We start from the raw sequence: 12,401 nt of genomic DNA, 5'->3' as shown, positions 1-12,401 counted from the left end.
TTTTTTCCCATTTACAAACCTTTCCTTACAATAAAATTCTCTTCAATCAGCAGCCAGTTTTGCGGAAAGTCATTTCCTAATACCCAATAATAAAAACCTCGTATTCCAAGTTCCTTGACTAAATCAAATTTAGCCTGTACGCTTCGTGCATCTTCAAACCAGACTTCATGCCGTTTCCCATGTTCATCAGTATAACGAAACCAAGGAGCCTGTGCTTCTTTATCATAGCTGATCCCCGCACCATAGCGGATAGCTAACTCTAAAGCTTTTTGAGGACTGATTGACTTAGCAAATTTGCCTCCGGGCACGTAGGGCAAGGTCCAGTCATACCCATACAAAGGCATCCCCATCATAATCTTTTCTTTTGGTACGACAGATACAGCATATTCCATTACTTTTCTCATCTGAGGCTGCGGCGATACTGCCATTGGCTCGCCACCCGACCATCCCCATTCATAGGTCATAAAAAAGATGAAATCCACGACTTGGCCGATAGCTTGATAATCATGACCCTCATAAAGAACTCCGCGTTGTTCGGCCCTAAACTTAGGTGCCAGCGCTGCAGAAATATAATACCCCTTTGCTTTCATCAACTGCTGTGCTCTTTGTAAAAAGCGAACATACCTTACTCTATTTTCCGCTCCTAAATACTCAAAGTCAAAATCCAAACCTCTATATCCTTTTTCCTCCATTATTTGAAGCACTTGATTTAAGACATGATCCTGCAGACTCTCGTTCGTCAAGATGGTTGTAGCAATTTCTGTACTGAATTGTCCTGCTTCGAAATTAGTCAAAACCAAAAGGGGTAAAACTCGATCCTTGTAGGCAGCATTAATGGATGGCTGATCTTCGACGGGAGTGAGATTTCCCTCCCGATTTACTGCGTAGCTGAAAACAGCTAAGTAAGTCAGATGCTCTCCTACTTTATCAACGGCCACCGCCGATTTTGCCCTTGTCATCCTGGGATCAATGTATGCATTCGTGTCAACAATTCTTTTGGATTTCTGCGGCAAATATAAACGCAAGCCAATGGGTATATTGTTGGGATTCTGGATATTGTTTATTTCAATTAGTTCAGCTACCGACACGTTATAGCGGCGGCTTATCAGCCATAGACTATCTCCTGGCTGAACCCAGTGATATTGACCTCTGATCGGTATCACAAATGTCTGACCAACAACCAACCGGTTGGAATCCGGAACCTGATTGGCATCCGCAATCTCTCGGGCAGTGATTCCATGAGCTCGGGCTACTTTACTTAGAGTGTCCCCCGGCTTAACCACATAAATTTGCATAACAATCCTCCTCTATACTGAAAATCTCTCCTGTTAATTTATGTTTAGAGAAGGATATGCGAACCAGAAAAGCTTCCGGATATTTTTAAGTTGTGGGCTTTACCCCCTCCCCATTGCGGACATCCACCTTGACGTCATATAGCGTGCTGCCTGCTGCTTTATCCGTTAATCGTTGAGATGTCAACGCATTCACCGTACTGTCTTCGATATTTTTACTGAAGTATAACCCTTCCGTGACCACAACACCTTGGGGAACCGCCTCAGTTATTTTAAGGGAGAACCTCGCTTCTCCTCGCACATTAAAGGCGATTACCCTCTGCCCATCAAGAAGTTTCTTGTCCTCGGCATCCCGAGGGTTCATTAAAAGACAGGGACCCTTTTTCTTACTTAGTAAATCTGGCCGTTCATTGAAGGAAGAATTCAGGGAATACAAGCTGGGAGCACTCATTAAATAAAATGGTGCATCATCTTCATAAGGTGCAAAATAGTAAGGCAGGGGTTCTGTTTCTTTTGGATTATAGATTTCAATCTTACCGGAAGGAGTCAAAAACCTTGTTTTATAATTGCCCGGCAACGGGAGTTCGACGGGATATCCTCCTCGAAGCTTTTTCAGCTCGACTCCAGCCAACCATTCTGTAGGCGGATCAATCAGCCCCTCTATTAAATCTTCCGTCGTTTGTTTGAAATAGGACTCGGTAAAGCCTAATGCCTGAGCCAATAACTGAAAAACCTCCCAGTTAGACTTTGCTTCGCCGACAGGTGGAATAACCGCTGCAGCTTTCTGAATACCATAGTGCCCGTAAGACCTGTAAATATCGGAATGCTCTAAAGAGCTTGTCGCTGGTAAAATAATATCTGCATACCCGGCAGTATTCGTCATAAATCGTTCGTGAACAACCGTAAACAAATCCTCCCTCATAAGTCCTTTGATTATCATCCTTTGGTCAGGGGCAACAACAGCCGGATTAGAGTGATAGACGTAAAGACTCTTGATGGGCGGATAGGATAATTCTGTCAGCGCAGAACCAAGTTGATTCATATTAACCATTCTTGTCGACTTGGTTAATAGATCCTTACGCGTTATTTTATCTGTAGGAAAAGCCTTGCCTGTAGAGGTGCTGACTAACAAGCCTCCTCCCGGTTTATTCCATGCTCCGATGATAGCGGGAAGACAAGTAATCGCCCGAACAGTCATAGCTCCATTACCATAGCGGCAAAGTCCTGATCCGAGAGCGATAAAAGGCGCTCGTGCTTTGCCATAATAAAGTGCCAGCTCACGGAGCAATCCCTCTTCAATCCCAGTTATTTGACAGACCTTTTCCGGAAAATAATCCGGCAATACTTCCCGGCGAAGCTCTTCAAACCCCTGAACATAACTAGATATAAAGGATTGGTCCAGTAAGTTTTCACTAGCAAGAATATGCATCATACCTAACGCTAAAGCGGCATCACGGCCAGGCCTCACTAGAACGACTTTATCAACCAGCCGTGCAGTAGGATTCTCATAGGTATCAATCAACCAGACAACCGCACCACGCTTTTTTGCTTCACGAACGTAATTTAAGAGATGAATATTGGTCGCTAAGGCATTGGTGCTCCACAAAATAATAAAATCACTTTTTCCAACTTCATCAGGATGCGGCGCTAGGGTTTCCCCCATAACAGCCGACCATCCGTAACCCTTAGACGAGGAGCAAATAGTACGGTCTAAACGTGAAGCCCCTAATCGGTAAAAAAATCCTTCCCCGCAATTCCGTTGGACCATCCCCATTGTCCCGGCATATGAGTAGGGCAGGATTGCTTCTGCTCCGTATTGAGAAATAATCTCTTTCCAAGTGGAGACAATTCGTTCAACCCCCTCATCCCAAGAAATTGGTTTATACTGACCCGTTCCTTTCTCACCGGTACGCGCTAAGGGCTGGGTAATTCTATGAGGAGAATGCACTGTCCGCTCGTAATGGGCCATTTTGGGACACAGAGTCCCCCTGGTAAAAGGATGTTCCGGATCTCCTGTTACTTTCACCGCTTGTCCATCAATCACTTCTATTAATAATCCACACGCATCCGGACAATCGTAAGGACAGACCGATCGCACTACTTTTGATCTCAAATTCATAACAACACTTCCTCTTTAATATCAAATCCTTAACTGATGTATTAAAATAACTTAACCATTTTTTTGACTGCCTGTCAAAAGTAAGATGCTAATGATTCATTAAAAGAAACTTGATCACAAATTATCAACGTATCCTCCGAAAAATGTTCATAATTTGTATGCTTTTCCTTCACATATTTGGGCTAACCTTAAGTTACAGCAAATGATTAATGACCAGCTTAACAATTATAGACAATGAGGAGGATATGACAATCATGGATGAGGAAATTCTTTCAGAACACAATGACAACAATAACCTATCGGATCAGACTGTAAATACCGAACAGAAAGCAGAGAGCACTTATTTTGTTCAGCAGCCAATTGCTAAAGATAAACCGAAAAGAAAACTAGCAGCAATTGCCGGTATTTGTTTAATTAGTGCTGTTGTCGGCGGACTTACAACTGTCGCCGCAGTACCATATATCTATCCGGATAAAACATCTGCACCACTGCAGACGGCCAATACTTCTTACACTCAAGTGTCAAATCTTTCTTCCAGCTCAACAGACTTTCCTGTAGAAGCTATTGCTAAGAACGTCGGACCTGCCGTCGTTGGAGTTGCTAATTTCCAATCGAGCCGAGGTTTCTCCTTTGACTCAAATCTTCAAGAGGTAGGCAGCGGATCCGGTTTTATCATTGATGCCAAAAAAGGCTATATTGCCACCAATAACCATGTAATTGAAGGTGCTCAAAAAATTACCGTCAGCTTAAGTGATGGACGTACAGTAGATGCTAAACTGATTGGCGCTGATCCACGAACGGATCTTGCCGTTTTACAAATTTCCGATACATCTAATCTTACGGCAGTTACCATTGGTGATTCCTCAAAAGTCCAAGTAGGAGAGTCTGTAGTAGCCATTGGCAATCCTGGCGGAGATGAATTTGCCCGTTCCGTAACAACAGGCGTCATTTCTGCAACTAATCGAAATCTTGACCTTCAGGGAGAGGCAAGTTATAACCTGATTCAAACAGATGCTGCCATCAATCCCGGCAATAGCGGCGGACCCCTTGTGAATTATCAAGGCCAGGTTATTGGTATCAATTCCGCTAAATACGCACAAACAGGTTTTGAAGGAATGGGTTTTGCAATCCCAATTTCCGATGCAATGCCAACCCTGCAGCAGTTAATTGATACAGGCGTTGCCAAACATCCGGCTCTATTAGTCACTACGGATGACCAATATAATGATTACGCTAAAGTTAACAGCAAACCACAGGGAGCCTATATTTCCGGCGTTCAACTGAACGGACCCGCAGGAAAAGCTGGCATCCAGAGAGGTGACATTATTACCAAGGTTGACAATGTTCAAATTCAAAACTCATCAGACCTTGTCCGGGAGCTTTATAAGCATAAAGTTAACGAAAAAGTTTCCATAACATTTATAAGAGACGGACAAACGAAAAATGTTGATGTAACATTAGGAGAACTCTCTTCAACTTAAAAAACTTGACCATTCAGCTCTCGCGGAATTCAATTTGGCCTTCTAAGCAAAGCTCACTTATTCCGGCTTGTTTAGAAGGTCCTCTTTATTTTGCGGCATACATAATATCCAGGTTTGTTACACATTTTAAAAGAACCAAAACAATATTACAATGTTAAAATAGTCCGGAAGGAGATGAAAAAATGCCAAACCATTGCAAATTTATACCTTTAGATCTTTACCAAGAATGTATCGAACCATTAGATTCTGACACTCATGCAGAAATGATAACGGAAAAAGACCCTGTCATTTATCAACATGCTTCTCAATGGACAACTATTTATCCTAATTCATCAGATCTTTCCTGATAGCCACCTGCCCGCAAAGGAAATAGTATCACCTCACCCCTTTATAGAACTAGAATATAATGCTATGATAAAGTTAGTTCTGTAGAAAGTATGAGGGTATATGAGAACAAGAATTAAAAAAAGCATAAGAATGTCATTGGCATTTTTATGCTTTAATTTCATATTTGCATCAATTCTTGCTCCATTTTTCATCTTTTGGGGACCATTTCAAGCATTAAAAACTGTAGCCATTGGTTCCGTTTTCAATTCTCGACATCCCCAAGTTGTCCAGCTTTTTCTATCACAATCAGAGATAGACCGTATTTTGAACCTCAATAACTCTCCGCAAACAAGAGTCGAAAAAGTTATTGCTCAGACAAAGGTAACCGATACCAGTCCGGAAATTACTGTAGAAGACATACAAGGTCCAAGCTTTCGAGGCAAAGTGATGCTGATCAAAGACCCCAAACGGGTAAAACTGGTGGTAACAAGAAAACTTGGAGCTTATGGGGAAAAAGTCAGCAGTATGGTAAAGGATCTGGGGGCTATAGCCGGTATTAATGCCGGAGGATTTTATGACCCTGACGGTAAAGGAAACGGGGCATTCCCCGATGGCTTAACTGTTCAGAACGGTGAAGTCGTTCATAACAATGTTGGAAATCGGGCTGTCAACATCGTAGGATTTGATGATCAAGGAACATTAATTAGTGAAACAATGACCGCCAATCAACTAATGGAACACCATATTCTCCAAGCTGTTACCTTCGGGCCAAATCTTATTATAGACGGCAAACCCGCAATCTTGGGTGACGGAGGCTGGGGAATTGCTCCTAGGACAGGTATTGGCCAAAGGGCAGATGGTACAGTAATTTTTGTTGTCATAGACGGTCGTCAGCCGACATGGAGTTTGGGCGCAACTTTACGGGACCTGATGAATGTCTTTTATAACTATGGCGCAGTTACAGCAGTCAATCTCGATGGAGGTTCTTCTTCGGTATTTGTTTATAAAGACTTAATCATGAATCGTCCATGCAGTGTTTTTGGTGAACGTTATGTACCGACTGCATTTATTGTAACCCCTAAAATAACAAGCCCATAAAGCAGCTAGCGTGCTTATCCAAGTCAATCCCAATATATTAAGTAGAATCTTTAGAGAGCTGCATTCACCAATGTAACATTGACGGATGCAGCTCACAATTTATGCTTTAATCCTCTATAAATCCCTGTTCTTAATTCATCAATATAATCTTGTTTCTCCGGCATATTCGTCAATTCTGCTTGAGCTACTGCCAATTCAATGTTATAAGGTACTCTCACAAGAGATATTGTAAAGGGTCCACATTGTTTATCGTTTAGATTCCCTTCAATAATCCCATAGGAAGCTTGCGATATATCAAGGGGGTTACCGACACTGCCGACATTAAAAATGGTCTTTCCCTCGAAATGATCAATATGGGCGCCATGTATATCCCCATATCCGACGACATCCGCTTCAGCCTTAAGGGTCGGCGTGGCTTCAAACAACTGCAGGCGCTGATTTTTTTCCGTAGAAAGATAAACCCTATGAAACAAATCATTTGGGGAAGCATGACACAGTCTTAGCAATCTGCCGCTGATATAAAATTCTTGATAGATGGGAAGCTTTTTTAGATAGTTCAGTCTCTCAACTCCCAATCGATTCTGATGCCACATTAAGACTTCATGCCCCGATTGCTCAGACAAATAATAGTCCCAATTGCCTTTAATAACAACCTCACACCATTCTCGAATTTCATCGACAGTCTCTGCGGGATTAGGCCCTTTTCCGGCTAAATCGCCCAGACAAAAAACTCTTTGAATACCTCTGGCATCAATGTCATTATGCACTGCTTCTAAGGCCGGCATATTTCCATGAATATCTGAAATAATTGCAATTTTTTCCATACAGACTCCTTACTCGCCTATCCGTTTACTCAGACTCTAAGTCTATGCTCCTCCTAATATTATAACATCTGACTCACTATATTTTAATTAAATTGGCCTCATAATCCCACTTGCATTTGGGCTTAATACTCATATAGAATCTAATAGACTACGTATAGGGAGGTTTAACATGAATCGCTGGAATGTTTATGTTACTAATGAAATACCTAAGCCTGCTCTCGACATGCTTGAAGAGTACTGCAACATAGAAGTTAACCGAACAGGTGAAGTTCTCTCCAAACCCGTTCTATTAGAAAAAGTTAAAGGCCGGGATGCTGTTTTATGTCTGCTTACTGATCCTATTGATGCTGAGGTAATGGATGCCGCCAGAGGAGCAAAAATTTTTGCCAACTATGCTGTCGGTTATAATAACATAGATGTTTCAGCTGCAACAGAAAGAGGTATTTTAGTTTCTAATACACCTGGAGTACTTACGGATACGACAGCAGAAATGGCATGGGCTTTATTATTTTCAGTGGCCCGAAGGGTTGTTGAATCTGACAAATACTCAAGGATGGGCAAATATAAGAGTTGGGGCCCCATGCTCTTTCTTGGTCAAGATGTCATTGGCAAAACCGTCGGAGTAATAGGGGCGGGAAGAATCGGCTTATCCTTTGCTAAAAGGGCAAAAGCTTTTGACATGAAAGTTCTCTATAACAGTGCAAAAGCTAACCTCGAATTTGAAAGGGAAACAGGGGGGGAATTTGTAAGCCTGGAAACTCTTCTTAAAGAATCAGACTTCGTATCCATCCACACTCCTCTGCTCCCAGCTACCCTTCATTTAATAGGAGAAAAAGAATTAGATCTTATGAAGGAAAGCGCAATTCTCATCAACACTTCCCGTGGTCCCGTTGTTGATGAAGCTGCTCTGGTTAAGGCTCTGCAAACAGGCAAAATCTGGGGAGCCGGTCTGGATGTTTACGAATTTGAACCAGAGTTTACACAAGGTCTGTTGGAACTGGACAATGCTGTCGTTTGTCCTCATATTGCCAGCGCTACCATTGATACTAGAACTAAAATGGGAATTATTGCTGTCACTAATATCTTAGCAGCCATGAAAGGGGAACTCCCCCCCAACTGTTTAAACCCTGAAGTCTATTCATCTTAGAAAGGCAGTGTGTTTTTATGAAAAATATATTTGCTGATAGAATGGCCCTTCTCGGTACTGAAACTGCCTTTGAAGTTTTGGCCAAGGCAAAAAAGTTAGAAGCTCAAGGTAAGGATGTTGTCCATCTGGAAATCGGTGAGCCGGATTTTGATACTCCTAAAAATATTATTGATGCAGCTTGTTTGGCTTTAACCGGCGGATATACACACTATACCCCCGCTCCCGGTATTCCGGAAGTCCGGGAGACCATTGCCAACTATATCCGTAATCATAAAAAAGTAGACGCTTCCCCTGAAGATGTCGTTATCGTCCCAGGCGGTAAGCCCATTATGTTTTTTTCCATTATGGCAACCGTTAATCCCGGCGATGAAGTGATTTATCCTAACCCGGGTTTCCCCATTTATGAATCTGTGATTCGCTTTGTCGGCGGAACCCCAGTACCCATTCCCTTACGCGAAGAAAACCAGTTCCGATTAGATGTCGGCGAACTCGCCAGATTAATAACACCTAAAACAAAAATGCTGATTATTAATTCCCCAGGAAATCCTACCGGCGGAGTTCTGACCGGCGATGATGTTAAAGCAATTGCTGAGTTAGTGAGAGGGAAAGATATTCTGGTTCTTTCTGATGAAATCTATGACCGCATTGTTTATAGTGATACTCCCCTCCTTTCCATTGCCTCATTGCCGGATATGAAAGACTGGACGATTATCCTGGATGGGTTCTCAAAAACCTACGCCATGACAGGCTGGCGCTTAGGTTATGGCGTCATGCACCCTGACATTGCAGCACGAATTGCTCAGCTAATGGTTAATTCTAACTCCTGTACATCTGCCTTTACACAAATGGCTGGAAAGGAAGCCCTTACAGGACCTCAAGATGATATTGACAAAATGGTTGCTGAATTTAAAAACCGCCGGGATATCATGGTTAATGGCTTAAATTCTATTCCAGGAGTTAGTTGCCTTTTGCCGGAAGGATCCTTTTATGTATTTCCCAATTTTAAATCCTTTGGCAAAGACTGCAAGGAGATCGCCGATTACCTTTTAAATGACGCCGGTGTAGCATGTTTAGGAGGTACTGCTTTCGGCGCTTATGGCGAAGGCTACCTTCGTTTCTCCTATGCAAATTCAGTAGCAAACATCGAGAAAGCTTTAAACCGTATTGAAACGTCTTTAGGCAAGCTAAAATAGTTAAGCCAAACAACGGAAACCGCTGGGGCATTATCCCCAGCGGTTTTAAAAAGTAACCTTTTTAATGTACAAGAGCCATTAACTTTTCTTTATTAAAGCCTATCACAGTTTCATCTCCCACCAAAAAAGTGGGAACACTGGTTACATTTCTGCGTTGGAGTTCCATTAGAGCTTCTTCATCCGAACTAATATTCTTCTCAACAAATGGAATACTGTTTTGCGAAAGAAACTTCTTCGCTGCTGAACAATACGGTCAGGTATTATTAGTAAAAATGGTTACGTTTTTCATAATCTTACCTCCTGTCATTAAACTAATTGTAGTATTGCAATTATCTCAGTTTTCATTCAATCCATTTAGTCCAAGAATATACTTCGGGTCGAAGCCCACGAAAACACTGTCTTCGCACGACTTAGCCTTCTTGCAGGACGGCGAAAGAGGACCCAGGCTCCGCAATTACCGCAACCGCTTTGTGGGCTTTTTCGGGGTATAGTAGAACATTTTTCAGTAAAATAAAAAATTAAAGGAGGTTAAACAGTATGCTTAGAATTGCTTTATGTCAGATGCTCGTTACGGCAAATAAGCAAGAAAACCTGGACCAAGCTGCACTCATGCTGGAGAAAGCTGCAAGAGATGGTGCTCAGCTTGCAGTATTGCCTGAAATGTTTAACTGCCCCTATGACATTCATTGTTTCCGGGATTATGCTGAAACTATCCCTTCTGGAGAAACTACAGTTCGTCTGGCAGAACTGGCTCAAGCCCATAAACTATTCCTAGTAGGTGGTTCAATCCCTGAATTAGCAGGAGAACTTCTATACAACACCTGTGTTGTGTTCAACCCCAGAGGTGAGATAATTGTCAAACATCAAAAAGTCCACCTGTTTGATGTTTGTGTCAAAAACGGTATTAAATTCACGGAATCGGAAGTTTTAGCCCCAGGAAACAGTGCTACAATCTTTGAAACACCTTGGGGAAAATTCGGGGTAGAAATATGCTACGATATCCGATTTCCTGAATTAACGAGAAAAATGGCTAAAAATGGGGCCAATGTAGTCTTTGTACCGGCTGCTTTTAATATGACCACCGGTCCGGCACACTGGGAATTATTATTTTGCAGCAGAGCCCTTGACAATCAGATTTTTATGCTGGGGGGTTCCCCGGCCCGTGATTCCCAATCATCCTATGTTGCTTATGGCCATTCCTTAGCAGTCGACCCTTGGGGGCAAGTCATGGCTCAATTGGACGAAAAACCTGGAATTTTACTAGTAGATCTGGATTTAGCACAAATCAATGAAACCAGAGAAGCAATCCCCGTGTGGAGACAGCGTCGGGAAGATTTGTATTAAAACTTTGAATAGAGTGTGATAATACACCTCAAAATAACTGTTGTCTGTTCTACATTCACCTGTTATAATTCATACATATTCTTTTGCCCTCTTGGTAATTAAATCGCCGAAAATTGTCGTTAAGGGAATCTAAACCCTGAGAAAGGAAGTATGGTAGGACGGAAAAAAGACATCAAAATTACAACACGGTAAAACAAACCTATGTTACCTTAAGAAAAAAATAGCAAAGATTGAGGGGAAAACAGAATGGTTAGAATGGTAGGAACAAAAAAAACACTCCTTAAATTGGGTTCTATGCTGTTAGTTACTGCATTATTAGCTTCGGGCTGCGGGAGCAAGGGAGACACTAAAACAGAAGAAAAACCCATAAAAGTTGGAATAATCGATACTTACACCGGAGGCGCTGCTGTATATGCCAGTGACTCTCTGGATGGCTTTAAGCTGGCAATTAAAGAAATAGCTGAAAATGGCGGCCCAAAAATTGAATATGTTACTCGTGATGATGAGTTTAAACCGGATAAATCAACCAGTTGGGCTAAAGAATTAGTTATGCGTGAAGAAGTGGACTTTTTAGCAGGAACAACGAATAGCGCCGGATCACTGGCCGTCTCCCAGTATGCTAAAGAAACAAAAGTTCCTTTTATCGTCTGGGGCGGAATGAGTGACAAAATCACGGGAGAATCAGGTCACCGCTATGTTTTCAGTACCTTGCCGAATACAGCAATTATCGGTAAAGCCGGTGCGGTTCAGCTTTCTAAGACGGACTACCAAAAAGTTTGGTTAGCCGGAAGCGATTATGAATATGGTCACTCAGTCATTAATAACCTTTGGAAAAACCTCACCGATCTTAAGCCGGGAGTCGAAAAGATGGGAGAATCCTGGTGGCGTGTCGGAGAAACTGATTTCACTCCCTACATTAATGCCATTCGCAGTGCTAAACCGGATGTACTGGTGGTTGGAACCGGAGGAGCAGATATGGTAGCTTTCATGAAAGCCGTTAAAGCGACGGGTTTAATCCAAGATGTACCTGTTTGGGCTCACACCAGCTACGATCCTGCTACCCTCAGACCGTTAGGAGACCAGGCTCCGGAAGGGGTCATGGGAACCAATCCTTACCTAAGCACTTATCCGGATACTCCGGAAAACAAAGCCTTTGTTGAAGCCTTTAAAAAGGAATACAATCGTGAACCTGCAGCTTTTGCTTTATATGGTTACATGGGAGGCAAGTTCTTAGGTGAAGCAATTGCCAAAGCGGGAAGCACGGATCGAGAGAAAATTATTGACGCTATGGAAGGCTTAACCATTGATACTCCGGTAGGAAAAGCAACCATGCGTAAAGAGGATCATCAAGTGGCAATTCCTATGTCTTACGGGGTTGTCGCCAAAGTAGATGGGGTATTCACTGCCAAAGACCTTCATACCTTAAGTTCTGAAGAAATTATGCCCCCAATTGACGAAATCCTAAAAGCTAGATCTAAATAGTATAGGGTAAGTTGATAAATGGAGTAAGGAAAACTAATGGGCGGTGCTTAAGTACCGCCCATTAGTGCAATCATTAATGACAGGGGAGATTTAC

Annotated in this window: 11 protein-coding genes; 7 read left to right on the top strand and 4 right to left on the bottom strand. The window is 42.4% G+C overall.

The features are described from left to right. Window positions 1-11: 11 nt before the first annotated feature. A complete protein-coding gene (locus tag DESOR_RS03825) occupies window positions 12-1,295 on the bottom strand; it encodes a LysM peptidoglycan-binding domain-containing protein (protein WP_014183291.1) in 1,284 nt (427 codons plus the stop codon). Between the two features lie 85 nt (window positions 1,296-1,380). Next, complete coding sequence (locus DESOR_RS03820; RefSeq protein ID WP_014183290.1) at window positions 1,381-3,411, bottom strand: molybdopterin-dependent oxidoreductase; 2,031 nt, start codon at window positions 3,409-3,411, stop codon at window positions 1,381-1,383. 254 nt (window positions 3,412-3,665) lie between these two features. Between DESOR_RS03820 and DESOR_RS03815 the strand changes: the two genes are divergently transcribed. From DESOR_RS03815 to DESOR_RS03810, 3 genes are all read left to right on the top strand, one after another. Beyond that, window positions 3,666-4,892, top strand: coding sequence for a S1C family serine protease (locus DESOR_RS03815; protein ID WP_014183289.1), 1,227 nt, complete (start codon window positions 3,666-3,668; stop codon window positions 4,890-4,892). 182 nt (window positions 4,893-5,074) lie between these two features. Continuing rightward, complete coding sequence (locus DESOR_RS29615; RefSeq protein WP_014183288.1) at window positions 5,075-5,239, top strand: hypothetical protein; 165 nt, start codon at window positions 5,075-5,077, stop codon at window positions 5,237-5,239. Window positions 5,240-5,339: 100 nt separating this feature from the next. Next, window positions 5,340-6,317, top strand: coding sequence for a phosphodiester glycosidase family protein (locus tag DESOR_RS03810; protein WP_014183287.1), 978 nt, complete (start codon window positions 5,340-5,342; stop codon window positions 6,315-6,317). Between the two features lie 92 nt (window positions 6,318-6,409). Here DESOR_RS03810 and DESOR_RS03805 read toward each other — a convergent pair whose 3' ends face one another. Beyond that, a complete protein-coding gene (locus DESOR_RS03805; RefSeq protein WP_014183286.1) occupies window positions 6,410-7,141 on the bottom strand; it encodes a metallophosphoesterase family protein in 732 nt (243 codons plus the stop codon). A gap of 169 nt (window positions 7,142-7,310) precedes the next feature. Between DESOR_RS03805 and DESOR_RS03800 the strand changes: the two genes are divergently transcribed. Further along, window positions 7,311-8,288 carry a 2-hydroxyacid dehydrogenase gene (locus tag DESOR_RS03800; RefSeq protein ID WP_014183285.1) on the top strand — a complete coding sequence of 326 codons (978 nt, stop codon included), beginning with the start codon at window positions 7,311-7,313 and terminating at the stop codon, window positions 8,286-8,288. A 17-nt stretch (window positions 8,289-8,305) separates the two neighbouring features. Further along, on the top strand, window positions 8,306-9,481 hold the full coding sequence (locus DESOR_RS03795; protein ID WP_014183284.1) for a pyridoxal phosphate-dependent aminotransferase: 1,176 nt from the start codon (window positions 8,306-8,308) through the stop codon (window positions 9,479-9,481). Window positions 9,482-9,542: 61 nt separating this feature from the next. Here DESOR_RS03795 and DESOR_RS03790 read toward each other — a convergent pair whose 3' ends face one another. Continuing rightward, entirely contained in the window at window positions 9,543-9,770 is a 228-nt protein-coding gene (locus DESOR_RS03790; protein ID WP_014183283.1) for a glutaredoxin family protein, read from the bottom strand. Window positions 9,771-10,018: 248 nt separating this feature from the next. Here DESOR_RS03790 and DESOR_RS03785 point away from each other — a divergent pair, with 248 nt between their 5' ends. Together DESOR_RS03785 and DESOR_RS03780 are read left to right on the top strand one after the other, a co-directional pair. Continuing rightward, window positions 10,019-10,825, top strand: a complete 807-nt coding sequence (locus DESOR_RS03785; RefSeq protein WP_014183282.1) for a carbon-nitrogen hydrolase family protein — start codon at window positions 10,019-10,021, stop codon at window positions 10,823-10,825. 246 nt (window positions 10,826-11,071) lie between these two features. Next, complete coding sequence (locus DESOR_RS03780) at window positions 11,072-12,307, top strand: ABC transporter substrate-binding protein (RefSeq protein ID WP_014183281.1); 1,236 nt, start codon at window positions 11,072-11,074, stop codon at window positions 12,305-12,307. Window positions 12,308-12,401: the final 94 nt, after the last annotated feature.

Origin of the sequence: Desulfosporosinus orientis DSM 765, assembly GCF_000235605.1 — a bacterium.
GTDB classification, from domain to species: Bacteria; Bacillota; Desulfitobacteriia; order Desulfitobacteriales; family Desulfitobacteriaceae; genus Desulfosporosinus; species Desulfosporosinus orientis.
This window is presented reverse-complemented; position numbering and strand designations above follow the sequence as displayed.